At 64.4% G+C, this 25,970-nt stretch carries 28 protein-coding genes and 1 pseudogene; 21 read left to right on the forward strand and 8 right to left on the reverse strand.

All coding sequences use genetic code 11. The features are described from left to right. The first annotated feature begins 129 nt into the window (after positions 1-129). From ffh to rimM, 3 genes and pseudogenes are all read left to right on the forward strand, one after another. Positions 130-1,638: a signal recognition particle protein gene (gene ffh, locus M0208_RS17635; protein ID WP_258892969.1), complete on the forward strand. Its 1,509-nt coding sequence runs from the start codon at positions 130-132 to the stop codon at positions 1,636-1,638. A 49-nt stretch (positions 1,639-1,687) separates the two neighbouring features. Continuing rightward, positions 1,688-2,161 (forward strand): annotated as a pseudogene (rpsP, locus tag M0208_RS17640) (30S ribosomal protein S16); the annotation flags it as partial. A gap of 104 nt (positions 2,162-2,265) precedes the next feature. Next, on the forward strand, positions 2,266-2,736 hold the full coding sequence (gene rimM / locus M0208_RS17645; protein WP_258892972.1) for a ribosome maturation factor RimM: 471 nt from the start codon (positions 2,266-2,268) through the stop codon (positions 2,734-2,736). Positions 2,737-2,741: 5 nt separating this feature from the next. On the opposite strand, the gene M0208_RS17650 is transcribed toward rimM, so the two are convergent. Next, on the reverse strand, positions 2,742-3,647 hold the full coding sequence (locus M0208_RS17650; protein ID WP_258892973.1) for an NAD(P)/FAD-dependent oxidoreductase: 906 nt from the start codon (positions 3,645-3,647) through the stop codon (positions 2,742-2,744). An 88-nt stretch (positions 3,648-3,735) separates the two neighbouring features. On the opposite strand from M0208_RS17650, the gene M0208_RS17655 reads away from it, so the two are divergent. The 12 genes from M0208_RS17655 (at position 3,736) to M0208_RS17710 (ending at position 13,490) form a co-directional block, all read left to right on the forward strand. Continuing rightward, the gene (locus M0208_RS17655; RefSeq protein WP_258892974.1) at positions 3,736-4,095 is read left to right on the forward strand and encodes an AbrB/MazE/SpoVT family DNA-binding domain-containing protein; all 360 of its coding nucleotides are present in this window, start codon (positions 3,736-3,738) and stop codon (positions 4,093-4,095) included. Then, entirely contained in the window at positions 4,092-4,490 is a 399-nt protein-coding gene (locus M0208_RS17660) for a type II toxin-antitoxin system VapC family toxin (protein ID WP_258892975.1), read from the forward strand. The genes M0208_RS17655 and M0208_RS17660 overlap by 4 nt, the downstream gene beginning before the upstream one ends. Further along, on the forward strand, positions 4,478-5,959 hold the full coding sequence (locus M0208_RS17665; RefSeq protein WP_258892976.1) for a serine hydrolase: 1,482 nt from the start codon (positions 4,478-4,480) through the stop codon (positions 5,957-5,959). The genes M0208_RS17660 and M0208_RS17665 overlap by 13 nt, the downstream gene beginning before the upstream one ends. Beyond that, the gene (trmD, locus tag M0208_RS17670) at positions 5,956-6,690 is read left to right on the forward strand and encodes a tRNA (guanosine(37)-N1)-methyltransferase TrmD (RefSeq protein ID WP_258892977.1); all 735 of its coding nucleotides are present in this window, start codon (positions 5,956-5,958) and stop codon (positions 6,688-6,690) included. The genes M0208_RS17665 and trmD overlap by 4 nt, the downstream gene beginning before the upstream one ends. Then, positions 6,687-7,079, forward strand: a complete 393-nt coding sequence (rplS, locus tag M0208_RS17675) for a 50S ribosomal protein L19 (RefSeq protein ID WP_258892978.1) — start codon at positions 6,687-6,689, stop codon at positions 7,077-7,079. Before trmD ends, rplS begins: the two co-directional genes overlap by 4 nt. A 301-nt stretch (positions 7,080-7,380) precedes the next feature. Beyond that, positions 7,381-7,656 (forward strand): BrnT family toxin, encoded by a 276-nt coding sequence (locus M0208_RS17680; protein WP_258892979.1) that lies wholly within the window; start codon positions 7,381-7,383, stop codon positions 7,654-7,656. Beyond that, positions 7,643-7,873, forward strand: a complete 231-nt coding sequence (locus tag M0208_RS17685) for a BrnA antitoxin family protein (protein WP_258892980.1) — start codon at positions 7,643-7,645, stop codon at positions 7,871-7,873. The genes M0208_RS17680 and M0208_RS17685 overlap by 14 nt, the downstream gene beginning before the upstream one ends. A 312-nt stretch (positions 7,874-8,185) precedes the next feature. After that, the gene (locus M0208_RS17690) at positions 8,186-8,764 is read left to right on the forward strand and encodes a hypothetical protein (protein ID WP_258892981.1); all 579 of its coding nucleotides are present in this window, start codon (positions 8,186-8,188) and stop codon (positions 8,762-8,764) included. Positions 8,765-9,496: 732 nt separating this feature from the next. Further along, positions 9,497-11,704, forward strand: coding sequence for a S9 family peptidase (locus tag M0208_RS17695; protein ID WP_258892982.1), 2,208 nt, complete (start codon positions 9,497-9,499; stop codon positions 11,702-11,704). A gap of 76 nt (positions 11,705-11,780) precedes the next feature. Next, positions 11,781-12,809: an aspartate-semialdehyde dehydrogenase gene (locus tag M0208_RS17700; RefSeq protein ID WP_258893301.1), complete on the forward strand. Its 1,029-nt coding sequence runs from the start codon at positions 11,781-11,783 to the stop codon at positions 12,807-12,809. 31 nt (positions 12,810-12,840) lie between these two features. Then, on the forward strand, positions 12,841-13,086 hold the full coding sequence (locus M0208_RS17705; protein ID WP_258892983.1) for a FitA-like ribbon-helix-helix domain-containing protein: 246 nt from the start codon (positions 12,841-12,843) through the stop codon (positions 13,084-13,086). Then, positions 13,083-13,490: a type II toxin-antitoxin system VapC family toxin gene (locus M0208_RS17710; RefSeq protein ID WP_258892985.1), complete on the forward strand. Its 408-nt coding sequence runs from the start codon at positions 13,083-13,085 to the stop codon at positions 13,488-13,490. The genes M0208_RS17705 and M0208_RS17710 overlap by 4 nt, the downstream gene beginning before the upstream one ends. A 9-nt stretch (positions 13,491-13,499) precedes the next feature. Here the strand turns inward: M0208_RS17710 and M0208_RS17715 are convergent, their stop codons facing one another. From M0208_RS17715 to M0208_RS17725, 3 genes are read right to left on the reverse strand one after another with little or no spacing between them, the layout of a single operon-like run. Continuing rightward, a complete protein-coding gene (locus tag M0208_RS17715; protein ID WP_258892986.1) occupies positions 13,500-15,080 on the reverse strand; it encodes a DHA2 family efflux MFS transporter permease subunit in 1,581 nt (526 codons plus the stop codon). Next, on the reverse strand, positions 15,080-16,156 hold the full coding sequence (locus M0208_RS17720; RefSeq protein ID WP_258892987.1) for an HlyD family secretion protein: 1,077 nt from the start codon (positions 16,154-16,156) through the stop codon (positions 15,080-15,082). Before M0208_RS17720 ends, M0208_RS17715 begins: the two co-directional genes overlap by 1 nt. After that, the gene (locus M0208_RS17725) at positions 16,149-16,595 is read right to left on the reverse strand and encodes a MarR family winged helix-turn-helix transcriptional regulator (protein WP_258892988.1); all 447 of its coding nucleotides are present in this window, start codon (positions 16,593-16,595) and stop codon (positions 16,149-16,151) included. Before M0208_RS17725 ends, M0208_RS17720 begins: the two co-directional genes overlap by 8 nt. A 93-nt stretch (positions 16,596-16,688) precedes the next feature. Here M0208_RS17725 and M0208_RS17730 point away from each other — a divergent pair, with 93 nt between their 5' ends. Genes M0208_RS17730 through M0208_RS17740 form a run of 3 tightly spaced genes read left to right on the forward strand, consistent with a single transcriptional unit; the run spans position 16,689 to position 19,746 of the window. After that, complete coding sequence (locus M0208_RS17730; protein WP_258892989.1) at positions 16,689-17,132, forward strand: GFA family protein; 444 nt, start codon at positions 16,689-16,691, stop codon at positions 17,130-17,132. 43 nt (positions 17,133-17,175) lie between these two features. Next, on the forward strand, positions 17,176-17,868 hold the full coding sequence (locus M0208_RS17735; protein WP_258893302.1) for an alpha/beta fold hydrolase: 693 nt from the start codon (positions 17,176-17,178) through the stop codon (positions 17,866-17,868). A gap of 54 nt (positions 17,869-17,922) precedes the next feature. Then, the gene (locus M0208_RS17740) at positions 17,923-19,746 is read left to right on the forward strand and encodes a M2 family metallopeptidase (RefSeq protein ID WP_258892990.1); all 1,824 of its coding nucleotides are present in this window, start codon (positions 17,923-17,925) and stop codon (positions 19,744-19,746) included. A 69-nt stretch (positions 19,747-19,815) separates the two neighbouring features. Here the strand turns inward: M0208_RS17740 and M0208_RS17745 are convergent, their stop codons facing one another. The 3 genes from M0208_RS17745 to M0208_RS17755 all read right to left on the reverse strand — a co-directional run bounded on the left by M0208_RS17745 (position 19,816) and on the right by M0208_RS17755 (position 22,595). Beyond that, positions 19,816-20,568 carry a hypothetical protein gene (locus M0208_RS17745; protein WP_258892991.1) on the reverse strand — a complete coding sequence of 251 codons (753 nt, stop codon included), beginning with the start codon at positions 20,566-20,568 and terminating at the stop codon, positions 19,816-19,818. A 131-nt stretch (positions 20,569-20,699) separates the two neighbouring features. Then, a complete protein-coding gene (gene ctrA / locus M0208_RS17750) occupies positions 20,700-21,401 on the reverse strand; it encodes a response regulator transcription factor CtrA (protein WP_258892992.1) in 702 nt (233 codons plus the stop codon). 99 nt (positions 21,402-21,500) lie between these two features. Next, positions 21,501-22,595, reverse strand: coding sequence for an AI-2E family transporter (locus M0208_RS17755; protein ID WP_258892993.1), 1,095 nt, complete (start codon positions 22,593-22,595; stop codon positions 21,501-21,503). A gap of 172 nt (positions 22,596-22,767) precedes the next feature. On the opposite strand from M0208_RS17755, the gene M0208_RS17760 reads away from it, so the two are divergent. Next, the gene (locus M0208_RS17760) at positions 22,768-23,355 is read left to right on the forward strand and encodes an alpha/beta hydrolase (RefSeq protein WP_258892994.1); all 588 of its coding nucleotides are present in this window, start codon (positions 22,768-22,770) and stop codon (positions 23,353-23,355) included. Here M0208_RS17760 and M0208_RS17765 read toward each other — a convergent pair. After that, on the reverse strand, positions 23,352-24,239 hold the full coding sequence (locus tag M0208_RS17765) for a LysR family transcriptional regulator (protein WP_258892995.1): 888 nt from the start codon (positions 24,237-24,239) through the stop codon (positions 23,352-23,354). The genes M0208_RS17760 and M0208_RS17765 overlap by 4 nt on opposite strands. 216 nt (positions 24,240-24,455) lie before the next feature. On the opposite strand from M0208_RS17765, the gene M0208_RS17770 reads away from it, so the two are divergent. Both M0208_RS17770 and wrbA read left to right on the forward strand, forming a co-directional pair. Beyond that, a complete protein-coding gene (locus M0208_RS17770; protein ID WP_258892996.1) occupies positions 24,456-25,172 on the forward strand; it encodes a pirin family protein in 717 nt (238 codons plus the stop codon). Between the two features lie 95 nt (positions 25,173-25,267). Continuing rightward, positions 25,268-25,867, forward strand: a complete 600-nt coding sequence (gene wrbA, locus M0208_RS17775) for an NAD(P)H:quinone oxidoreductase (RefSeq protein WP_258892997.1) — start codon at positions 25,268-25,270, stop codon at positions 25,865-25,867. The last annotated feature ends 103 nt before the right edge of the window (positions 25,868-25,970 follow it).

Here is a 25,970-nt window from a genome sequence, read left to right on the forward strand (position 1 = left end):
CCCGGCCACGTTCCGACAAAGAACGCAAAGACACGCGCATGAGCAGATGCTCCGGGGCGCACGCTGGCCGGCGAGGTTTCGCCCGCTGGCGCTTTTGCGTTTGGGCTTTCGGGCGGATGGAGTTTGTCGATGTTCGATAGCCTGAGCGATCGTCTTGGCGGTGTGTTCGATCGGTTGCGCGGCCGTGGCGCGCTGACCGAGGCGGACGTGCGCGCGGCGATGCGCGAGGTGCGCGTCGCACTGCTCGAAGCCGACGTGGCGCTGCCCGTTGCGCGCAAATTCGTCGACGATGCGACCGAAAAGGCGATCGGGCAGAACGTGCTGCGCTCGGTCACGCCGGGGCAACAGGTCGTCAAGATCGTCAACGATGCGCTCGTCGAGATGCTCGGCGGGGACAGCGGCGATCAGGCGGTCGAGCTTGAACTCGGCGTCACCCCGCCCGCCGTCATCATGATGGTCGGTCTGCAGGGGTCGGGCAAAACGACGACCACCGCGAAGATCGCGAAACGGCTTGCTCAGGGTTTGGCGGGACGCGACCGCAAGAAGGTGCTGATGGCGTCGCTCGACGTCAATCGCCCGAACGCGCAGGAACAGCTTGCGACGCTGGGTGTACAGGTCGAGGTCGCGACCTTGCCGATCGTCGCCGGGCAGCAGCCGGTCGACATCGCGCGGCGCGCGCTGCAGGCGGCGAAGCTGCAGGGCTACGACGTCCTGATGCTCGACACCGCGGGCCGCCTGCACGTCGATCAGGCGCTGATGGACGAGATGAAGGCGGTCGCCGACGTCAGCCGTCCGCAGGAAATCCTGCTCGTCGTCGATTCGCTGACCGGGCAGGACGCGGTCAACGTCGCGCAGAATTTCTCCGATCAGGTGCCGCTGACCGGCGTGGTGCTGACCCGCATGGACGGCGATGCTCGCGGCGGCGCGGCTTTGTCGATGCGCGCGGTCACCGGCAAGCCGATCAAGTTCGCGGGCACGGGCGAAAAGATGGATGCGCTGGAGGCGTTCCATCCCGGCCGCGTCGCGGGCCGCATCCTCGGCATGGGCGACGTCGTGTCGCTGGTCGAGCGCGCCGCCGAATCGATCCAGCAGGAGGACGCCGAACGCATGGCGTCGCGGCTGGCCAAGGGTCAGTTCGACATGAACGACTTGCGCGGGCAGTTGGCTCAGATGCGCCGCATGGGCGGCCTCGGCGCGCTGGCGGGCATGATGCCGGGCATGAAGAAGGCGCAGGCCGCGATGGCGAACGGCGCGGTCGACGAGAAGATCCTGGTCCATATGGATGCGATGATCGGGTCGATGACGCCCAAGGAGCGCGGCAAACCCGAACTCATCAACGCCAAGCGCAAGATCCGCATCGCCAAGGGCAGCGGAACGAACGTGCAGGATGTCAACAAGCTGCTGAAGATGCACATGGAAATGTCCAGCGCGATGAAGAAGATCCGCAAGATGGGCGGGATAAAGGGCATGATGGCGATGCTGGGCAAGGGCGGCATGGGCGGTGGTCTGGGCGGCATCGGCAATGCGATCGGCGGTCCTGACCTCGGCGATATCCTCGGCAAGGGCGGCGGCGGGCTTCCGGGACTTCCCGGCGGTCAGGGCCTGCCTCCCGGCTTCGGCAAGTTCGGCAAGAAATAACCCCAAAAAACAATCAACGTCTACAAATACGAAGAAGGAAAATCTACCAATGGCACTCAGCATTCGCCTGTCGCGTGGCGGCTCCAAGAAGCGTCCGTACTACCGCATCGTCGTCGCCGACGCGCGCAGCCCGCGTGACGGCAAGTTCATCGAGAAGATCGGCAACTACAATCCGCTCCTGTCGAAGGACGACGAGAAGCGCGTCGTGCTCGACGGCGACCGCGCGAAGCATTGGTTGAGCGTCGGCGCGCAGCCGACCGACCGTGTCGCGCGCTTCCTGGACGTTGCCGGGATCAAGGAGCGCCCCGCGCGCAACAACCCGAACAAGGGCAAGCCCGGTGAAAAGGCGACCGAACGTGCAGACGAGCGCGCCGAGAAGGTGAAGGCCGCCGAGGAAGCCGCCGCAGAGGCGAAGGCCGCTGCCGCCGCCAAGGCCGCTGAGCCTGCGCCTGAGCCGGTCGCCGAAGCGCTCGCCGAGGAAGCGCCCGTCGAGGAAGCCGTAGCGGAAGCGCCCGCCGCTGCCCCGGCAGAAGAAGCAACCGCGAACGAAGCGACACCCGACAGCGATGCCGGCGACAGCGCCGAAACCGCCGAGGGCAAGAGCGCCCAGGCCCCGGCCGAGGGCTGATGCCGAACGATGCTCCCGTCACGCTGGCCGTCGTCATCGGCGCGCATGGCATTGCGGGAGAGGTGCGGCTGAAGGTCTTCGCCGAAGACCTGACGCCGCACCGATCGTTCAACCAGGGCGCGCTGACGCTGACGTCGTTGCGCCACGGTGGCAATGGCGCGATCGCACGCTTCGCCGAGGTGCGCGATCGTAACGCGGCGGAGGCCATGCGCGGAACCGAATTGTCGGTCCCGCGCAGCGCGTTGCCGCCGCTCGCCGAGGGCGAGTATTACCACGCCGATTTGTTGGGGCTGCCCGCGGTGTCGACTGACGGGACCGCGCTCGGTCGTGTCGTCGCGATAGAGAATTTCGGCGCCGGTGACGTGATCGAGATCGAACGCGATACTGGCAAGCGTTTCATGACCCCGATGGCCGCGGTGCCTGAATGGAGCGCGGAACTGCTCGTCGTGGACGCGGCGTTCGTCGAATAACCGCGTCAGCGCCGGATCGGGCGCTGATCGTCGAGCAGGTTGCGGATCGTCGTCGCGGCGACCCCGGCCTGGCCCATCGCATTGCTGATCTGATCCAGCCCTTTCACCACGTCGCCCGCCGCGAACAGGTCGGGGATGCTGGTCCGCTGGTGGTGATCGACCTCCAGGCATCCGTCCTTGTCCGCTTTCGCCCCCGCCGCCACCGCCAGTCTGGACCGGATGCGCGAGCCGAGCGCGGGATAGACGCTATCGAACGTCATCCGCCCGCGCGCGGTGTCCAGCGCCAGCCGCTCGCCGTCCAGCGCATAGCCGCCGCACGGCCCGTCGACGCGAACGATCCCTGCTTCGTCGAGCTTCGCTGCGCAGGCTTCATCGAGCATATGCTCCGCCCCGGGTGCGATCAGCGTCACGTTCTTCGTATAACCGCGCAGGAACAGCGCCTCCTGCGTGCCGTGATCGCCCGTGCCGATAACCCCGACACTTTGGTCGGTGACCTCATACGCGTCGCAGATCGGACAATAGCGCAACGCCCCAAGCGCCAGCGCGCGATCGTGCAAGTCGGGGTCGATATCGGGACGGTGATTCACCACGCCGGTCGCCAGCAGGACGGTGCGCGCGGCGTAGGCGCGATCGCCCACGCGAACCGCGAAGCCTTCATCCGTTACCGTAAGCGCGGTAACCTTCGCCTGCTCGCGCACCGCACCATACAATTCCGCCTGCTCCAGCATCCGCGCGAGCAGTTCGGTCCCGCCGACGCCGTCAGGAAAGCCCGCATGGTTATGGCTGGTCGGGATCAACGCCGCCCGGCTGTCACCTGCATCGAACAGCCGGATCGACAGGTGAAACCGCGCCAGATAGATCGCCGCGGTCAGCCCGGCCGGCCCCGCGCCGATGATGATGCAATCGTCCATGATCGTGCGCCAAGCGACGACGGGGCGAGAGGTTCCTTGCGATCGCCGAATCCGTATGTATATACATTATGTAGATACGGAGGATCGGATGGCGGAGGGATCATCGAACGAGGAGTCGGGGCGGCAAACGCAGTTGGATCGTGTTTATGGGTCAATGCCTTGGCTCAAAGCGGGTGAGCGTAAGCATTATCGCGTAAAAGTCTTCAAATCAGGCAATTCGGTAGCGGTGCGGCTTCCTGCCGCTTTGGGTCTGAAGCCAGGTGCCGAAATGGACCTCGACGTTGAAAATGACGACGCCTTGTATCTTACGCCGATCGAGCCGACGAAGCGCAAATTCAACATCGGTAAGGTGGCGGGATCAGCGCACGATCTGCGATTTCTCAGTGATGAAGATAGGCTGTTCGAAGATGAACCGGTGAGAGAATCGGATCCGGACGTCGGGCGGTGAAATATCTCTTGGACAGCAACGTCATCATCGCATTGGTCATGAACGCTGATGACGGCGTGATTCGCCGCGCCGCCGCGTGCGACGAAGGCGACATGGTGACCTCCGCCATCGCGTATGCCGAGGTTGCTTACGGTTCGGTGCGTGAACGTCCTCCGGCATTCGATCAGCTTCGCGCGTTCGTCGAGGAGGTGCAGGTCTTGAGTTTCGACTACAAGGCGGCGCTTGCCTACGCGTCGTTGCCCTTCAAGCGCGCCAGCTACGATCGGCTGATCGCAGCGCATGCCCTTTCCCACGGGCTTACCGTCGTCACCGACAATGAACGGCATTTCGCGGATGTCCCGGGACTGATCGTCGAAAACTGGTCGCAAAAGGGGATGGCCGAATGCGATATCTGACAGTCGCGCTGATCATGCTGACGGTCCCGGCCCAGGCCCGCGCGCCGGAGGCGGCGACCGTCGAGCAGGTCCGGCGCGGGTTCGAGGCGTGGGCCGACGCGCAGCACGCGCCCGGCCTCGTCTGGGGCATCGTCGCGGACGGAAAATTGATCGCGACGGGCGGAAAGGGCGTGCGCGATCTGGACGGCGGGCGCGCGGTCGACGCCGATACGCGGTTCCGCATCGCGTCGATGTCGAAGGCGTTCACCGCCCTCGCGATCCTCGACCTGCGGGACCAGGGCAAGCTGTCGCTCGATGCGCCCGCCGAAACCTACGTCCCCGAACTGCGTGGGTGGAAGTATCCGACCGCCGACAGCTCGAAGATCCGCGTCCGCGACCTGCTGAACCATGTTGCCGGGTTCGTCGACGACAATCCCTGGGGCGACCGGCAGCAATCGCTGCCAGAGGCGGACTTCACGAAGATGCTGGCGGCGGGCGTCCCGTTCAGCCGCGCCCCGCAATCGGCGATGGAATATTCGAACTTCGGCTACGCCACGCTTGGCCGGATCGTGACCAACGTCTCGGGCAAGCCGTACCAGCAATATATCCGCGACCGGATCATGGCCCCGCTCGGTATGAACTCTACCGGCTACGACATCGCGAAAAGCCCGGCTGGCAGCCGGGCGATCGGCTATCGCTGGGAAAACGAACGCTTCGTCCGCGAACCCGACATGGCGGATGGCGCATTCGGTGCGATGGGCGGGGTGGAGACGACCGCCAGTGATTATGCGAAATACGTCGCATGGCTGCTCTCCGCGTGGCCCGCGCGCGATGATGCCGAGAAGGGACCGCTGAAGCGATCGACCGTGAGGGAGATCGTGCAGGGATCGAACTTCACAGTCGTCGCCCCGCGTCCGGCCGCGCTCGGCCCGGCGTGCCCGCGCACGAACAGCTACGCGATGGGGTGGCAGGTCGTCACCGATTGCGACCTGTCCTACGTCACGCATACCGGCGGTTATCCGGGCTACGGATCGGTCGTGATGCTGGTACCGGAGGCAGGGATCGGCGTGTTCGCTTTCTCCAGCCGCACCTATGGCGCGCCGTCGCCTGCCGCTTACGAGGCGCTGCGGACGATGAAGGCGGCGGGGCTGCTGACGCCGCGAGCCGTTCCGCTCAGCCCCCGCGTCAAAGCCGCCTACACTGCGACTCAGACGATCTGGCGCGCTGGCGATGTGGCGGCCGCCCGCCCATCGCTGGCGATGAATTTCCTGATGGATCGCCCAGCCGCCAACTGGAAGGCCGAACTGACGCGACTGCAAGGCCAGACCGGCGCGTGCGACACGAGCGCGCCGATCGAGCCGACCACCGCGATGGCGGGCCGCTTCACCTGGAAATGCGCGACCGCCGACGTGAACGGCTCGATTCTGCTCGCCCCGACCGATCAGCCGACGATCCAGGAACTGCGCTTTACCGTCGCACCACACCAATGACCTTCGCCGCGACGATCCTGACGCTCTACCCCGACATGTTTCCCGGCCCGCTTGGCCACAGCATCGCCGGACGCGCGCTGGCCGAGGGAAAATGGTCGCTCGATGCGGTCAACATCCGCGACTTCGCGACCGACAGGCACCGGACCGTCGACGATACGCCCGCGGGCGGCGGGGCAGGGATGGTGCTCCGCGCCGATATCGTCGCCGCCGCGCTGGACGCCCAGCCGCAGGACCGCTCGATCCTCGCGATGACCCCGCGCGGAAAGCCACTGACACAAGCCCGCATTCGCGGTCTCGCGACCGGCCCCGGCGCGATCATCCTGTGCGGCCGGTTCGAGGGTTTCGACGAACGCCTGTTCGACGCGCGCCAGATCGAGGAAGTGTCGATCGGCGACTACGTGCTGTCGGGCGGGGAAATGGCGGCGCTGGTGCTGCTCGACGCTTGCGTTCGGCTGCTTCCCGGCGTAATGGGCGCGGCTTCCAGCGGGGACGAGGAAAGCTTCGAAAGCGGCCTCCTCGAATATCCGCATTATACCCGACCGCAAATGTGGGAAGGGCGCACGATCCCCGAAGTGCTGCGATCGGGGGATCATGCAAGGATCGCGGCCTGGCGAAAGTCGATGGCCGAGACCGATACACGGCTACGGAGGCCGGACCTTTGGGAGCGCCATGAGGGCGCTCGGGTCGATCCTCCCTCTGGCGCGCGGCGCGAAGAAGGTAGACGCACATGAACCTGATCCAGCAGCTCGAAGCCGAGCAGATCGAAAAGCTGACCGCCAAGCGCGCGATCCCCGAATTCCGCCCCGGTGATACGCTGAAGGTCGGCGTCCGCGTGGTCGAAGGCGAGCGCACCCGCGTCCAGAATTACGAAGGCGTCTGCATCGCCCGCGCGAATCGCGGCATGGGATCGTCCTTCACCGTGCGGAAGATGAGCTTCGGTGAGGGCGTAGAGCGCGTTTTCCCGCTCTATTCGCCGAACATCGATTCGATAGAAGTCGTCCGCAAGGGCGTCGTCCGTCGTGCGAAGCTGTACTATCTGCGCGGCCGCACCGGCAAGGCAGCCCGCATCGCCGAACGCCGCGACCCGCGGCCGGCAAAGGGCGCCGTCGCCGCCGAGTAATCGGACGGGACTATCGATACGAAAGGGGCGGGGTGACGATGGTCGTCACCCCGCCCCTTTTTCGTTGCCGGGGGTCAGGATATCGAAACGGAGGGACCGCCGACGGGCCGGTTTCAGGTCTGCGCCAGCCATTGGCTGCCGTCCCACGACGTAACGGGCTTTCCCGAAAAGGATGGTGTTCTGGGAATCCCTTAACGCGCTGCCTGTCGGTCGTGAACCGACCTAGAAATTGGGACGCGTACCCGATTTACGGGTGCACAATAATCATTGTCAGCGCCATTAAAACGGGTGTACAGAATCTATGGAGATCGAGTTCGACCCTGCCAAGGATCGCGCCAATGCCGCCAAGCACGGCATGTCGCTGGCGGCGGCGGAAGGGTTCGAGTGGGATACGGCGTTGGAGCGCGAGGACGACCGCTTCGATTACGGAGAGATCCGGTTCGTGGCCCTTGGTCTGATCGGTGATCGATTGCATGTGCTGGTGTTCACCGAAGGCTCTCACAAAAATGCGGTGCGTGCCGTCAGCCTGCGCCCCGCTGAAAAGCACGAGGGGAGGTTCTATTATGGCCAAGTTTGATCCCGAAATTCACGACGACAACCCGCCGCTGGATGCTGCGTTCATGGCTGGCATGACGCCTTCCCGGCGCGGTCGGCCGAGGCTGGAAACGCCGAAAGTGGAAGTCAAAATCCGCTTGGACGCCGCGACGGTCGAGCATCTGCGTGGGAGCGGGCCCGGATGGCAGACCCGCGTGAACGCCTTGCTGGGCCGACTGGTAGCGGCGGGGCAGATTTAGCGGCCTATTCGTCCCAGAAGTAATCCAATTTCGGGATTTGCAGAGGCGTGCCGCTTGGCGGCGATCGGCACCCGTTGAATGTTGGTGTAGACGGCAGCTATGCGTTCGCTCCCCCTTCTCCCCCTTCTCCCCCTTCTCCCCCTTCTCCCCCTTCTCCCCCTTCTCTTCCTTTTCCTCGTCGGCTGTGGTGATACGCGACCTGACGAACAGAGAACCAACGGCTATGTCGTTCCGGCGAATGGTGATCCAACCAGCGTCACTTGGAGCGGCTATCCACGCCACAGGTATGCGGCATGTGGTCGATACATAGAGTTGTCGAAACCGTTTGAGGTCGTGCCGGGCGGTTTCAACGACCCTTTGGCTATACCTCTCAGCTATCTTGATGATCCTAAAACGGACGAGCGCGCGCCCGAGGGTGTTGATGAAAGTCGGCGCGTCTCTTTTGGCTTTCCAGCTCGATACGGAGGGGACGGCATGTGGGAATGGCAAACCCCCATGAACAGGCAGGGCAAGGTCAAGCCCATCGCGTCCGCCAGCGCCCTGTTGAATGCCGCGCAAGCGAGAGGTGGCTCTTATGCCGATGACGAAACCTACTTCCAAGGTGTCATCAATCGAAGCCCGGTTGCAATGACATGCACCATGGTCACGGTACCCAATCCATGGTGCGATGTAGAGGTTAAACTCAACCGCAATCAGCGCTTCCGCGCTCGCCTACCGCCGCATGCCGTGACTAAACTGGATAGGGTTGTTGCGATCGGCAAGAAACTCTTTGATGACCTCGCCAACGAATGTGGCTCCAATTCGCAGCCGCGATCCGGAGAAATTAGGATTTTCCCGTCTCGAAACGAGGCTGAGAAGTCTCTGTCGAAGCAGCCTGTGCTGGCCCGCTGACAATAACGCAAACGACCGCTTCCTGCCCCGCAGCGTTCCCGATTGGGAACGTTCAGCGGGAAAGCGCATCGGGGAAGGTCGCCGGACTACCGCCGATCGCACCACGTTCCTAAAAAATGTTCCCGATTGCGTTTTCCCAAAACTGCCGATGGGACACGGAGAAACGGGACTTTCGGCGTGTCGCGTTGATTGGTTGAATGGCGGGGAGTGGACGGAAGCCGTCGCTGCATTTTCCTACACGATGTCGATCTGCTACGGCTTTCTGATTGCCCGCCGCTCTTTGACTTCGCCGATCCATCCCGCTGCAGCGCGCCAATCGCTGTTCTCGACATTCGCGACGAAAATTGCGTCAGCGTCTCAACATTCTCAACATTCGCGGCGCAATCCGCCAGAACCCTGGCCAATTTTGAGCCGCGTTCGTCGAGGCTGGGCCGGCGTGCATCGCGCCCATCCCGCGCCGGTGCGACCTGATGCCGGCGGCTAGTTTCGTGTGAACTTGTGTGAACTTTGATGAACGGACTGTCCCTGCCAACCCGCCCCCAAACCGCGTGCGTTGGCGTGAACTTATCGTGACTTTTGAAAAGCGCCGAAAGCGTTTTTGGCCTAACCTTACCCTAACCTTCCGCGCCGCTCCCGTCCCCGGTCGCAACCCGCCTTCCCGCCCGCCCCGCCACCCGCTAAGCCCTCCGCACGCGCGGCGGGTCGGCCGCGAAGGTTCCACCGGAGAGACGGATGCGTGCATGGTTGGTCGGGGTTGCAAATGTGGCTTTGCTGTTCGGAACGCCCGCGTTGGCCGCTGAGCAAAAACCCGCGGCGCTGACGCTGGAGCGCATCTTCGGCAGTCCCGATCTGGCCGGTGCGCAGCCGCAGTCGCTGAAACTGTCGCCCAACGGGACGCTGATCACGTCGGTGCGCAACCGGGATGACGAGAAGGCGCGGTTCGACCTGTGGGCGCTCGACACGCGCACCGGCATGTCACGGATGCTGCTCGACTCGAAGAAGATCGGCAGCGGCGCGGAATTGTCCGAGGCGGAGAAGATGCAGCGCGAGCGCGATCGATCGCTGACCGGCAAGACCGGGATCGTGCAGTACGACTGGTCGCCCGACGGGAAATCGATCCTCGTCCCGCTCGACGGAGACCTCTATCTCGCCGGACTCGACGGCACGGCGCGGAAGCTGGAAGCGAAGGACGCGCTCAACCCAGCAATCTCCCCGCGCGGTGGCTTCGTCAGCTTCGTCCGCGATCAGAACCTTTGGGTTCAGCCGCTCGGCGGCGGCGCCCCGCGCGCGCTGACCAAGGACGGCGGCGGGACGGTCCATTTCGGCGAGGCGGAATTCGTCGCGCAGGAGGAAATGGATCGCCGCACGGGTTACTGGTGGTCGCCCGATGACGCGCACGTCGCGGTCGAGCGTTTCGACGAAGCGCCGGTGAAGGTGTTTACCCGCGCCGCGATCGGCGCGACGGGGACGAAGCTGTACGATCAGCGCTATCCCGCGGCGGGCACGCCCAACGTGCTGGTCGACCTCTATGTCATGCGCCCCGACGGCAGTGGACAGGTGAAGGTCGATCTCGGCGCGAACCGCGACATCTATCTCGCGCGGGTCGACTGGGCGCCCGACGGGTCGCTCTACGTCCAGCGGCAGAGCCGCGACCAGCGCACGCTCGATATGCTGAAGGTGGACCTCGCTACCGGCACGACGCACGTGGTTTTCACCGAGAAAGCGGGCGCGAAGAGCTGGCTAAACCTCACCAGCAACTACCGCTTCCTGCGCGACGGCAGCCTGATTTGGAATTCGGAGCGCGATGGCTACAGTCATCTGTACCGCTACGCCGACAGCCGCTGGACACAGCTGACCAAGGGGCCCTGGGTCGTCACCGATCTGGTCGGCGTCGACGAGGCGCAGGGCCGCATCTATCTGAGCGGGCTGAAGGACGACGTACTCGAAAGCCACGTCTATGCGCTCGATATCGCCCGACCGAACGTGCTGACACGCCTGACCGAACGCGGCTGGACCAATAGCGCGCGGATGGACGGCGCGGCGTCACGGATGATCGTCACCCGGTCGAATCCCAGGCAACCGGCGCAAGCGTACCTCGCCGATACCAGCGGTAAGCGGCTGAACTGGATCAACGAGAATGCGGTGGTCGCTGGCCATCCCTATGCACCATATCTCGCCAGCCACCGGACGACGCAGTTTGGTACGACCAAGGCGGCGGACGGATCGACCTTGCATTGGGAGATGATTACGCCGCCATTGGTGGCGGGCAAGAAATACCCCGTATTCTTCCAGCATTACGGCGGCCCCGGCACCGGACAACAAGTGACGCGCGGCTGGCAGGGAGCGTTGCCGCAATATCTGGTCGATCGCGGTTGGATATTCTTCCAGATCGACAATCGCGGATCGTACAATCGCGGCAAGGCGTTCGAGGACCAGATTTTCCGCGCCATGGGATCGGTCGAGGTCGAGGATCAGCTTGCGGGTGCGAAGTATCTGAAGACGCTGCCGTTCGTCGACGCTGGTAAGATCGCGACCTATGGTTGGTCCTATGGCGGCTATATGTCGCTGAAGATGCTGGAGAAGAACCCCGGCGTCTATGCCGCGGCGGTATCGGGCGCGCCGGTGACCGACTGGGCGCTGTACGATACGCACTACACCGAACGCTATATGGGCGATCCGAAGAGGGACGCGAAAGCCTATGCCGGATCGGGCGCGGTGGCGGACGCGGGCAAGATCAAGGATCCGCTGCTGCTGATGCACGGCATGGCCGACGACAACGTCTTCCTCGACAATTCGACCGCGGTGGCGGCGGAACTGCAGGCGAAGAACGTGCCGTTCGAAATGATGTTCTACCCCGGCAAGACGCATGGCGCGGGGAAGGACGTGCATCCGTGGACCACGATCCTCGATTTCCTCGACCGCCACGTGAAGGACAAGTAGCCCAAGTAAAGCTATGTAGCGCACGCGGCGCGCCCGGTTTATGGGCGCGCCGGATACCGCAATGAGGAACGTCGAAATGGGTTACCGGATCGTGGTCGCGGGCGCGACGGGCAATGTCGGGCGCGAGATGGTCAACATCCTGGCCGAACGCGAATTTCCCGCCGACGAGATCGCGCTGGTCGCCAGCTCGCGCAGCCAGGGCGAGCAGATCGAATATGGCGAAACGGGCAAGATGCTCAAGGTTCAGAACATCGAGCATTTCGATCCCACGGGCTGGGACATGGCGCTGTTCGCGATCGGCAGCGAGGCGACCGCGGTTTACGCGCCGAAGTTTGCGAAGGCGGGCTGCACCGTGATCGACAATTCGTCGCTCTACCGCATGGACCCCGACGTGCCGCTGATCGTGCCCGAGGTGAATCCGGAGGCGATCAGCGGCTATACGAAGCGCAACATCATCGCGAACCCGAATTGCTCGACCGCGCAGATGGTCGTCGCGCTGAAGCCGCTGCATGACGTCGCGCGGATCAAGCGCGTCGTCGTCGCGACCTATCAATCGGTATCGGGCGCGGGGAAACAGGGGATGGACGAGCTGTTCGAACAAAGCCGCAACATCTTCGTCGGAGATCCCGCGGTCGCGCAGAAATTCACCAAGCAGATCGCGTTCAACGTGATCCCGCACATCGACAGTTTCCTGGACGACGGTTCGACCAAGGAGGAATGGAAGATGGTGGTCGAGACGAAGAAGATCCTAGACCCGAAGATCAAGGTAACCGCGACGTGCGTGCGCGTCCCCGTCTTCGTCGGCCATTCCGAAGCGATCAACATCGAATTCGAGGACGAAATCTCGGCCGAGCAGGCGCAGAATATCCTGCGCGAAGCGCCCGGCGTCATGCTGATCGACAAGCGCGAGGACGGCGGATACGTGACGCCCGTGGAATGCGTCGGCGATTACGCGACCTTCATCAGCCGCGTGCGCGAGGATTCGACCGTCGAGAACGGCCTGAACCTGTGGTGCGTATCCGATAATCTCCGCAAGGGCGCGGCGCTGAACGCGGTGCAGATCGCGGAGCTGCTGGGGCGGCGGCATCTGAAGAAGGCGGCTTGAGGCTGTGATAGCATGATGCTATCATTCGATCATGGGACAGGTTCTTATCCGCAATCTGGATGATGCGTTGCTGACCGACTATCGTCGGGCGGCGAAGAACAATGGTCGCTCGCTTGAGGCGGAACTGCGCGCAGCGTTGGCGCAAGGCCGCCCCAAGAACAGGCCGTCCGTGGAGGAACTCGCCGAATTGTCGCAGCGATTGTGGGCGATGACGCCGGAAAGCGCCGCGGTAGTGGACAGCACCTCGTACATTCGGTCGATGCGCGACGATCGATGATCGTCATCGATGCGACGGTTGCCGTAAAACTGATAACGCGCGAGCCGGGGGCCGACGCCGCCTTAGCGCGCATCAGCAAAGAGACCGATCGACTGGCACCTGACTGGGTACGACTTGAGGTGGCGTCCGCGTTGTCGAAAAAAGTCCGTACCGACGGTCTGCCCGCGCAGGTCGCGACCATGGCGCTGGCAGCAGTGGACAGTTATCTTACGGAGACGGCGGCGTCGCTCGACCTGATCGACGAAGCGTTTGCGCTGTCCTTGCAGTTGCAACACGCGGTGTACGACTGCCTGTATCTCGCGCTGGCGATACGGCACGATGCTCTGGTCGTCACCCATGACGAGAAATTCGTGCGTCGTGCGATTGCCGCCGGATACGCAACGCAAGTGGAACTGCTCAAGTAGCGACCCTCCCTATTCCGCGTGCACGACCTCTATCTTGCCCTTCGGCTTCTTCAGCAGCAGCACCAGCGGCACGACCGCGATCGATATCCACGCCATAAGATAGAAATCGTCGATATAGGCGATCATCGCGGCCTGCTGATTGATCATGCCGTCGGCCGCCATCATCGCCGCGTCGGACAGTGAGCCAAAGCGGTCTAGCGCACCCAAATCCATCGCGGGGATCGTGTTCGCGGTGACGTGCTGGACAAGGTCGGCATGGCTGGTCTGGATGTTGCGCGCGAGCAGGACGGTCACCATCGAGATGCCCGCCGACTGTCCGATCGAGCGCATCAGGTTGAGCAGGCTTGCGCCGTCGGTACGGTATTTGCCCTCCAGCGTCGCGAAGGCCAGGCTGTTCAGCGGCATGAACACCAGCCCCATGCCGAGGCCCTGGATGAAGCCGCTGACCACTACCGGCCAGTAATCCATCTCCAGCGAATAGTTCGCCATCATGCGCAGCGACGCGGCGAAGATGATGAGGCCCACGACGATCACGATCCGCGTGTCGACCTTCCCCATCAACTGCCCCGCCAGCCACATCGTAAACAGCACGCCCACGCCGCGCGGGGCCATCATCAGCCCGGTGTCGATCACGGGATAACCGAACAATTGCTGCAGCATCGGCGGCAGCAGCGCCATCGGCGCCATCGTCGAGATGCCGACGACGACCATGAAGATCATCCCCATCACCAGATTGCGGTTCCGGAACAGGTGCCGGTCGAACAATGGCGCACGCGCGGTGACGAAATGGATCACCGCCAGCCATGCCGCGCCCACCGCGACCAGCCCTTCGATGATGATCTCCCAGCTGGCGAACCAATCCTCGCTCTGCCCGCGGTCGAGCATCAGCTGGAACGCCGCGACCGCCACGCCGAGATAGACGAACCCGGCATAGTCGAACGACCGTTTCGCCTTCGGCCGCGACGGCAACAGGAACCACAGGATCGCGAAGGTTGCGATGCCGACGGGGACGTTCACGTAGAAAACCCAGCGCCAGTTATAGCTCTCGGTCAGCCAGCCGCCGATCACCGGACCCATGATCGGGCCGACCATCACGCCCATGCCCCACACGCTCATCGCCTTCGCGGCGCGTTCGGGCGGGTTGATATCGAGCATCGCGGTCTGCGACAGCGGGTTGATGAAGGCGGCGAACACGCCCTGCAGGATGCGGAACGCGACCATCTCCTCCAGGCTGGTCGCGATGCCGCACAGCATCGATGCGATGACGAAGCCGCCGGTCGCGATCAGGAACAGGTTGCGCGATCCCAGGCGTTCGGAAAGCCAGCCGGTCGCGGGCAGCGCGATCGCGGTCGCGACGATATAGCTGGTCAGCACCCACGTCACGGTGTCGACCGTCGCGCCCAGGCTGGTCTGCATATGCGGCAGCGCGACGTTGGCGATCGTGGTGTCGAGGATCTGCATGATCATCGCACCCATCACGCCAACCGTCAGCAGCCCGCGGTTCGTCGTCGCGAGCAAAGGCTTGCCCTCGGCCGGCGTGATCGGGCCAGCGCCCGAGCCGATCCTGGGCGTTTGCGCGGCGCTGGCCATCAGCGCGACTGGACGTCGATCGACACGTCGGCGCTCAGCCCGGCGATCATCTGCCGCGGCGGATTGCCTTCGATCGCGATCCGCACCGGCACGCGCTGAGTCACCTTCACCCAATTGCCGTTGGCGTTCTGCGCCGGGAGGACCGAGAATTCGCTGCCCGTGCCCGCGCCGATCGACTGCACACGGCCGCGCACCTTCATATCTGGATAGGCGTCGAGTTCGATCGTCGCGGGTTGTCCGACGCGCATGTGATCGAGGTCGGTTTCCTTGTAGTTCGCCTCCACCCACGGCTGCTGGCTAACGACCAGGCTGAGCGCGGGGACGCCGCTGGGGGTGATGTTGCCCACCTGCAGGCGGCTGGTCTGGCTGACGATGCCGTCCTTGGTCGCGCGAACGGTCGTGCGTTCGAGGTCGAACGCGGCCTTCTCGCGCTGCGCCAGCGCGGACTGGATCGCGGCGGGGGTGCCCGAGCCATTGCCGCTGCCGACCTGCTGGCGCGCCTTCGCCGCATCGGCCTGCGCACTGGAAAGGCGTGACCGGGCCGCGGCGACCTGTTGCGTCGCTGCATCCACCGCCGCGCGTGTCGTGAAACCGCGCTGCATCAACGCGTCCTGCCGGTCATAGGTCACCTGCGCGAGCCGGATGTCGGCCTGCGCGCTGGCGATGTCCGCCGCCGCGCCGCCGGCGTCGGTCGCCATGGTCGAGACCTCCACGCGCGCCGCGGACAGCGACGCATTCGCTTGATCGAGCGCGATCTGATACGGGCGCGAATCGATACGGAACAGCACGTCGCCCGCCTTCACCCGCTGGTTCTCGCGTACGTTGACCTCGACGATGCGGCCCGACACGTCGGGGCTGATCGAGATCATGTCTTGCTGGACGTACGCATTGTCGGTGGAAATGAAGCGGCCCGAGGTCAGCCAGAAATAGCCGGCGACCAATGCGAGCAGCAATGGCACGCTGATCATCAGCGCCAGCCGGTCCCATCGGCGTTTCGGCCGAGTTTCTGGCGGCGCGCTCGGGATGCCGAGTTCTTCTTCGGCGACGAAATCGCGGCGCGGATCGGCGTCAGCCATGCGCGGCCTCCCGCGGTTCGGGAAGGTCGAGCAGATTTTCGCGGATGCGCGACAATGACGCGCTCAGATGAGCCTGATCGCGGGAAGAAAGACCGTCAAGCGCGCCGACGAACAGTTCGTCCGCCATCCCGCGCAGCGATTCGAGGATCGGATGCGATTTCGGGAGCAGGAAAAGCTGCCATGCGCGGCGATCATTCGGATCGCGCCGCCGCTCGACCAGCCCGGCTTCCTCAAGCCGATCGACCATGCGGCACAGCGTGATCGGCTCCACCTCCAGCAGGTCGGCCAGACCGCCCTGGTTGATTCCCTCGTTACGGCTGATCGAGGTCAGCGCGCGCCATTGCGCACGCGTCGCGCCGATCGTCCGCGCCCGCTCATCGAAACGACGCCGCATCAGGCGCGATACGTCGCTCAACAAAAATCCAAAACTGTCGCTCATGGCTGCGCATATAATGAGTGTGCTTATATATTGGAATAGCTGTCTCATGCGAAGATCGAGACGACGAATGTCATTTCTGCAATCGGGAGAGCAGTGATGAGCAATATGACCGGCGGCTGTCAGTGCGGCCGCATCCGCTACACGGTGAAGATCGACAGCGACGACGCGTATCTATGCCATTGCCGCATGTGCCAGCGCGCCACCGGCGGGGTGTCGATCGCGTTCAAGAACGTGAAGCGCGCGGACGTGGCGTGGGAACGTGAACCCGATCGCTATCGCTCCTCGCCATTCGCCCGGCGCGGATTCTGCTCGGCGTGCGGAACGCCGCTCACCTTCGAATTCGACGAGGGTTCGGACAAACTGGATCTGACGGTCGGCAGCTTCGACGATCCGGCGCGGTTCAAACCGACCAGCCATTTTGGCGTCGAGAGCCGGCACGAGGCATGGCTGGACACACGCGGCTTGCCCGAACAGCGCAGCGACACCTATGCGCCGCTGAACGAACGATGGGAGAAGGCTGGTGGTCGGCCCGATTGAATATTTCGACAGTTTCGACGGCACGCGGCTGGCATGGCGCGAAATGGGGGCGGGCCGGGCGGTCGTCCTGCTGCACGGCTTTTTCTCCGACGCGGAGACCAACTGGATCAAATTCGGCCACGCCGCCGCCATCGCCGCGAAGGGCTTCCGCGTCATCATGCCGGACCTGCGCGCGCACGGTGAAAGCGCGAAGCCGCACGACGCGGCTGCCTATCCGCCCGATGCGCTGACGAAGGACGGGCACGCGCTGATCGCGCATCTCGGGCTGACCGACTATGATCTCGGCGGCTATTCGCTCGGCGCGCGCACGACGTCGCGGATGCTGGCGACGGGCGCGACGCCGGGGAAGGTGATCTTTTCCGGCATGGGGCTGGAAGGGCTGACCGGCGCGGATCGGCGCGCCGGGCATTTCCGCAATATCCTCACCAATCTCGGGAGCCATGAACGCGGCAGTCCGGAATGGCTGGCGGAGGCGTTCCTGAAGACGACCGGCGGCGATCCGGTCGCACTGCTGGGCATCATCGAGACGTTTGTGAGCACGCCGCTGACCGAGATCGAAGCGTTCGACTGGCCGACTTTGTGCGTCAACGGCGCGGACGACGACGACAACGGGTCGGCAGCGGCGCTGGCCGATGCGCTGCCGAATGCGCGCTATGTCGAGGTGCCGGGCGGGCATATGAGCGCGGTGGTGAAACCCGAGCTGGGTCAGGCGATGGCGGATTTTCTCGCCGCTTGACCGGGCCGGGCGGCGGTTCCAGTGTATCGGCATAACGATACACCAAGGGTAGCCATGATCCGCAACGCCATTTCGCTCGCCGCGCTCGCCGCGGCCATTTCCGCTGTTCCCGCCATCGCGCAGATCGCCGCGCCGGCCAAGCCGACCGCGGCGCAGGCCGACGCCTTCATCACGGAGGCCGAGGCGACGATGGCGCGCGAATCGGTCGATGGCGCGCGCACCGCCTGGGTCAACGCGACCTACATTACCGACGATACCGACGCGTTGGCCGCGACGAGCGGCGCGAAACTGACCGAGATGGCGGTGAAGTATGCGGTCGAGGCCGCGAAATACGCGACCGCGCCGGGGCTGTCGCCGGACACCAAGCGCAAGCTGGACATCCTGCGCGCCGGCATCGTCCTGCCTGCGCCGACCCGCGCGGGGGCGGCGAGCGAGTTGGCGACGGTCTCGACCAAGCTCCAGTCCGCCTACGGCAAGGGCAAGGGCACGCTGAACGGCCAGCCGATCAGCGGATCGGATATCGAGGCCGCGATGGGCGCCGAACGTGACCCGAACAAGACCAAGGAGATGTGGGTTAGCTGGCACGACCAGGTCGGCGCGCCGATGCGCGCGGACTATGCGAAGATGACTGCGATTTCGAACGAGGGCGCGAAGGAACTTGGCTATGCCGATCTCGGCGCGATGTGGCGGTCGAACTACGACATGCCGCCGGCCGAATTTGCGCAGCTTACGGACAAGATCTGGGCCGAGGTCGAGCCGCTGTACAAATCGCTCCACACGTTCGTGCGCTGGAAATTGAACGAGAAATACGGCGATGCGGTGCAGGCGAAGACCGGCCCGATCCGCGCCGATCTGCTCGGCAACATGTGGGCGCAGGAATGGGGCAACATCTACGACGTCGTCGCGCCGAAGGGCGCGGGCGATCTGGGCTTCGACACCGGCGAATTGTTGGTCGCCAAGGGTTATGACCCGATCAAGATGGTGAAAACCGGCGAAGGTTTTTACTCCTCGCTCGGCTTTGCACCGTTGCCACCGACGTTCTGGGAACGGTCGCAGATTACCAAGCCGCGCGATCGCGAAGTACAATGCCATGCAAGCGCGTGGGACGTCGACAATGTCGAGGATCTGCGGATCAAGATGTGCACGAAGGTGAACGGCGACGATTTCGTAACGATCCACCACGAACTCGGCCACAATTACTATCAGCGCGCTTACAACAAGCAGTCGTATCTGTACCTGAACGGCGCGAACGACGGTTTCCATGAGGCGATCGGCGATTTCGTCGCGCTATCAATCACGCCCGACTATCTGGTTAAGATCAACCTGCTCGACCCCGCCAAGGTGCCGAGTGCGGACAAGGACATCGGGCTGCTGCTGCGGCAGGCGATGGACAAGGTCGCGTTCCTGCCGTTCGGGCTGCTGATCGACAAATGGCGCTGGGGCGTGTTCGACGGATCGATCCCGACCGGCCAATATCAGGCCGGGTGGGATGCGCTGCGGCTGAAGTATCAGGGCGTCGTGCCCCCGGTGAAACGCGACGAGACGCGGTTCGATCCGGGCGCGAAGAACCATGTGCCGGGCAGCACGCCCTACGCCCGCTATTTCCTGGCGCGCGTGCTGCAATTCCAGTTCTACGAGGCGGCGTGCCGTCAGGCGGGATGGAAGGGGCCGCTCCACCGCTGTTCGTTCTACGGCAACAAGGCGGTCGGCGCGAAGCTGAACACGATGCTCGAAATGGGCATGTCGAAGCCATGGCCCGACGCGCTGGAGGCGTTCACCGGTACGCGCGAGATGTCGGGCAAGGCGTTGGTGAACTATTTCGCGCCGCTGAAGACGTGGCTTGACCAGCAGAACAAGGGAAAGCCGACCGGCTGGTGATGATCTGAACGGCAGCGCGCGCGATGCGGGAAATTGAGCAAGCCGAAGATCTGGCGACCATCGGCTTGCTCAACCTTCATCGGACTGCTCCGAAGACAGGCACGCCGTAGCCAAGGTCTTTCTTTGACCGCTGCGAGCAGCGTTCAACCGCGATCGGTTCGCGGGATCGGCTGCAAATCGCCCCGCTTTCCGCCCGCTGAACCGGTATTGGGAAACGAACAGCGTCATGGCTGCGCCAAGTTCAAGCGACTCTTCGAGGATTCGAAGTTGCCACTTTTCCGCTATGTCGACCGCCATCGCCGTCAACAGCGCCATGGACGCGAACAGGACGAATTCAAACGCACTTTCCCGCCGGACATACTGAACGAAGGGATCCAAAATTCTGGTCGTCAATGGTTTCCTGAAGAACGCCATCGCTGCGACCGCAGCAAGCAGGCTCGGCAACACCAGATACAGATACAGATTCCATTCTGCGGTGATGGCGATCTGTACGAGATCCTGTCCGCCATCCAGTTCGCCCCCGCCCGCCATCTTGGGCATATCCCAACCGAACATGCGCGCGCCGAAGCTTACTTCGGACAGAAAGCACAGAGCCGACAAGAGCAGGACATAGGATGTTGCGATACGATCGGCGACGCCGTCCGAACGAAGCAGGGATATCGCCGCCAGGTAGGCCGCGCCCAGAAACAGCGTCGCCGACGCCCATTCTACCACGCCGTCCTCGACGAAAAACCACTTTGCGTTCAATGCGTAGGCTGCTGCAATGGCCACCAGCATCAGCAGCGATACCGCCGCAATTCCCCGTACCGACCTGAACGGCATACACGCCTCCGTCCGAAACAAGTCAGACGGGTGACAGATATATGTCGCGATGGCTACGGCGCTTTTTGAAACGGGAAAGGCCGCGACACCCCCCAGTGTCGCGGCCTGCTCCCGTCGTCGGGGAGTGTACGTCAGGCGACCTGGGTCGCGACCGTTTCCTCGGGTTCGCGCAGCACGTAGCCGCGGCCCCAGACGGTTTCGATGTAGTTTTCGCCCTGGCACGCCAGCGACAGTTTCTTGCGCAGCTTGCAGATGAAGACGTCGATGATCTTCAATTCGGGCTCGTCCATTCCGCCATAGAGGTGGTTGAGGAACATTTCCTTGGTCAGCGTGGTGCCCTTGCGGAGCGAGAGCAGCTCCAGCATCGCATATTCCTTGCCGGTCAAATGGACGCGGCTGCCGTCGACTTCGACGGTCTTGGCGTCCAGGTTGACCGCGAGCTTGCCGGTCTTGATGACCGACTGGCTGTGGCCCTTCGACCGGCGGACGACGGCGTGGATGCGCGCGACCAGTTCCTCGCGATGGAACGGCTTGGTCACGTAATCGTCGGCACCGAAGCCGAACGACCGCACCTTCGAATCCATTTCGTTCACGCCGCTAAGGATCAGCACCGGCGTGCCGACGCGCGCGACGCGCAGTTTCTTCAGCACGTCGTAACCGTGCATGTCGGGCAGGTTCAGGTCGAGCAGGATGATGTCGTAATCATACAGCTTGCCCAGATCGAGGCCCTCTTCGCCCAGATCGGTGGTGTAGATATTGAAGCCTTCGGTCGTGAGCATAAGCTCGATCGCCTTGGCGGTCGTCGGCTCGTCCTCGATCAGCAGCACCCGCATCGTCGCGTCCCCCGTTCGAGCAACCGCGACCCCCTGTGGCCCGGCCCCCGTCAGATTCATTAACTAAACTGCGTCTGAACGCAAAAGGTTAATTTCGACTTAATCGAGTGATTCCGGCGAGTCGCGCCGCTTGCCGGACGGAGTGAAAAGCGTGCGGTGTTCGGCGGTCGGAATGTCCTCGCCCAATGTCTCGCGCAGATACAGGCTGCGAATCAGCGTATAGATCACCACCAGCAGCGCGGCGGAAAAAAACAGCCCGAACAGGCCGAACACCGCGCCGATCGCGAGGATCGCGAACAAGGTGATCGCGGGCGGGATCGCGACGACCCGCGCGGTGACGAAGGGCGTGATGAGGTTGGTCTGCAACAGCCGCGCGACCGCGAACACGACCAGGGTCCAGATGATCGGGCTGGTCCCCTGCGTCGCGGCGAGGCCGAGCGCGGGAAGCATCGCCGCCAGCGGCCCGACATAGGGGATGAATTCGCTGAGGCCGGTCAACAACCCCAGCGCGGGCGCCGAGGGGACGCCCGCGATCCACAGCCCGACGCCGACCATCACCCCCATCGTCGTCATCTGGATCAGTTGCGCGCGCAGCCACAGGCGGAGCGTCGCCGCGGTGTCGGCCAGCGCATCCTCCATCGCGGCGCGCTTCGACCGCGGCATCAGCAGCAGGAAACCACGTTCGTACACTTTCGGATCGACCGCCAAGAAGATCGCCCCGACCAGCACCAGCAGCGAATTCAGGATCAGCGCGCCCGCGCCCTCTGCGACGCCGCCGATGTCCTGCGCGATCCGGCTGCCCGCGAACGCCGCCCGCACCGCGTCCGCGATCCGCGCGCCGACCGGCGTCTGCGCCATATACGCGCCCAACTGATCGAGCAGGCCGGGCAGGCGCGTGACGAGGAGGTTGACCTGCGCGCGGAATTCGACCCCGAACAGCCAGCCGAGCAGGCCGATGATCGCCAGCACCGTGACGATCGCCAGGCCCAGCGCGGGCTTCGCCGGCACGCGCAGCCGCTCGACATAGATTTCGGCGATGGCGTGGATCACGATCGCGCCCAGGATCGAACCGAACGCCAGGATCAGCAGGTCGCTCGCCAGATAGATCGCGCCAACCACAGCCGCGACCAACAATGTCAGGATCAGCCGCCGGACATAGCGCGCATCGTCGGCATCGGGGGACAGGCGGTTCATCGCCGCCGGAGAAACGCATGGCACATGAACCGATCGTGGCAGAATCCGCGAGGCTAGCCCAGCCGCTTCGCACCCGTCCCGCATCCGGACCCATCCGGCGCGGCGATATTGCATAGTCGATCGATGGGAATATCATTGCGTTTCGGCACGGTCGTCTGAAAGGTCCGATTTGATGGTCTCTCATGCTGCGCATCTTTCGATCGTCACGCTGGGTGATCGCGGCGTTTCCTTGCCTGCGTGGGAGACGATGTTCGCCTGGCCGCGCTTCGGCGACGCGCACGTCGATCTGTCGGCGGATACCGTGGCGCAGCGCAATCAATGGGCGGCGAAACTCGACACTGCGGTGGCGCACGCCGATCGCGCCGTGCTGCTGGTCGCCAATGGTGCGAGCTGCTTTGCCACCGCATGGTGGGCGCGGCTGACGCCAAAAGATTACGTTTCGCGTGTCGCGGGGGCATTGCTGTTCGTGCCGTCCGACGATCGCGATGGCGAGACTGCCGCGCGCTTCGCCTCGCCGCGAATCGCGCTGCCGTTTCCGTCACTGGTTGTGTCGCACGATATGGGCGCGGGGGACGCGGACCGGCTCCGGTTGCTGGCGGCAAACTGGGGCAGTCGGGTAATAGAAAGCTCGCGCGAGCGTCGCTTCCCCGGTGCCGGCGCGTGGCGGCAGGCGCAGCGCATGATCGAAAGCGTCACTGCGCGCGTGGTCGACCACGACGTGGCGCGGATGGAACGCCTGGTGTTCGGGCGGCCTGACTAGTCGCGCAGCCGTTCGCTCAGGAACGCGATCAGCGCCTCGACCCGCGCGGGACGCAGGGGACTGGGCGGGGTCATCAGGTGAAGCCCGACCGGCGCGGGCGTCCAGTCTTTCAGGATCGGCACCAGCGCGCCGGTTTCCAGCGTGTCCCCGAGGATGAACTCCGGCAGTCGCGCGATGCCGAGCCCGGCGAGCAATGTCGGCATCATCGCCTCTCCGCTGTTGGCGGCCAGCGGCCCTTCGGCGCGGACCGACACCTCCGCCCCGCCCGGACCGCGGAAACGCCACGGGCCGGTGATGTTGGTGTAGCCGAGCAGGCGATGCTCGCCCAACTGCCCCGGATGCGTCGGTTCGCCGTGCGTGGCGATATAGGCGGGGGCGGCGACGATGCTCGCTGCGATACTGCAAAGGCGACGTGCGCGGAGCGAACTGTCGGGCAAATCGGCGATGCGCAGTGCGAGGTCATATCCTTCCGCAACGATGTCGACGCGCGCGTCCGACAGGTGGAATTCAATCTCTATGCCGGGATGCGCGGCGAGAAATTCGGCGAGCAACGGCGCGACATTCTTCACCCCGAAGCTCATCGGCGCGGCGAGCCGGACGCGCCCCTCCGGCGCGGATGCCGAATCATGCGCGGCCTCCTCCGCGCAGCGCGCCTCGACCAGGATACGCGCGGCGCGTTCGGCAAGCGGCCGCCCCGCCTCGGTCAGCGACAGGTGCCGCGAAGTGCGGTTGAACAACGACTGGCCAAGCTGGGTTTCCAGCCGCGAGACGGCCTTGGACACGGTCGCCTTCGACAGCCCGATCGCGTCGGCGGCGGCGCTGAACGAGCGGTGCTCGACGACGCTTGCGAAGATCGCCCAGGCTTCGAGATCGGGTAAGCGCATAAGAAAATCCTCCCCGGCACGGGGAGGGGGACCAGCGAAGCTGGTGGAGGGGGGATGCCGCAAGCGGGTCCTGTGCGGCGCGCCCCCTCCGTCTCGCTACGCGATCCACCTCCCCGTTCCGGGGAGGACTTAAGTTGGGAAACGATCCGTTTCAATCGTTTCTATTCTCGCGCGTCGGTCAGCGCCTTATCTCCAGCGCAACAGATGGAGGTTTCCATGATCGACACCGACACCAAGATTCAACGCCGGACTTTTGACAGTCTCGGCCATGCCAATCACGGTTGGCTCGACGCGCGGCATCATTTCTCGTTCGCCAGCTATCACGATCCCGACCGCATGGGCTGGGGCGCGATCCGGGTGTGGAACGACGACACGATCCAGCCGCAGAACGGCTTCCCGCCACACCCGCACTGCGACATGGAGATCATCACCTATGTCCGCACCGGCGCGATCACGCACCAGGACTCGATGGGCAACAAGGGTCGCACGGGTGCTGGCGACGTGCAGGTGATGAGCGCCGGGTCGGGCGTGCGCCACGCCGAGTACAATCTTGAGGACGAAACGACGACGCTGTTCCAGATCTGGATCGAGCCGCGCACCAGCGGCGGTAGTCCGAGCTGGGGTGCGAAGCCCTTTCCCAAGGCTGACCGTTCGGGCCGCTTCGTGACGCTTGCCAGCGGTTTTGCAGAGGATACCGACGCGCTGCCGATCCGCGCCGAAGCGCGCGTGCTGGCGGCGACGCTGCAGGCAGGTGAGACGCTGACGCACCCGGTCGGCGCGGGGCGTCACGCCTATCTGGTCCCGGCGACCGGCCGGATCACGATCGACGGCCAGCCGTTCGAGGCGCGTGACGGCGCGGCGCTGTCGGGCGGCCAGACCGTCACGATCGCGGCGCAGGAAGACGCCGAAATCGTGCTCGTTGATTCCGAATGAGTTCCCCCCGCCGCCCGGCTCCCCCGCCGGGCGGCAACCACTGCCGCCCCGGTTCCCCTGCCGGGGCGGCATTCTTCGATTGAAAGGTTGATCCCATGACCAAGGTTCTCGTCCTCTATTACTCGTCCTACGGCCATATCGAGCAGATGGCCGACGCCGTCGCCGAGGGCGCACGCGCCGGCGGGGCCGATGTCGACATCCGCCGCGTCGCCGAAACCGCGCCCCCCGAAGTCGCGGCCGCCGCGCATTTCAAGACCGACAGCGCACATCCGCTGATCGAAGGCCCCGATGCGCTGGCGGACTATGATGCGGTGATCGTCGGCTCACCGACGCGATTCGGCCGGATGCCGAGCCAGATGGCGGCGTTCTGGGACACCACCGGCGGGCTGTGGATGCGTGGCGCCCTGGTCGGCAAGGTCGGCGGCGCGTTCACCTCCACCGCCAGCCAGCACGGCGGGCAGGAGACCACGCTGTTTTCGATCATCACGAACCTGCTGCATCAGGGGATGACGATCGTCGGGCTGGATTACGGTTTCCAGGGCCAGATGGGCGTGGACGAAGTGAAGGGCGGATCGCCTTATGGCGCGACGACGATCGCAGGTGGCGATGGTTCACGGATGCCGAGCGCGGCGGAGCTGGACGGCGCGCGGTATCAGGGCAAGCGCATCGCGGAGACCGCGGCGAAGTTAAAGTAATCAATTCCTCCCCGGCACGGGGAGGGGGACCAGCGAAGCTGGTGGAGGGGGGCGGGCCGCAGGCGAGCCGCTCGCGGCCCGCCCCCTCCGTCAGCGCTGCGCG

Origin of the sequence: Sphingomonas sp. SUN019 (assembly GCF_024758705.1) — a bacterium.
GTDB lineage: Bacteria > Pseudomonadota > Alphaproteobacteria > Sphingomonadales > Sphingomonadaceae > Sphingomonas.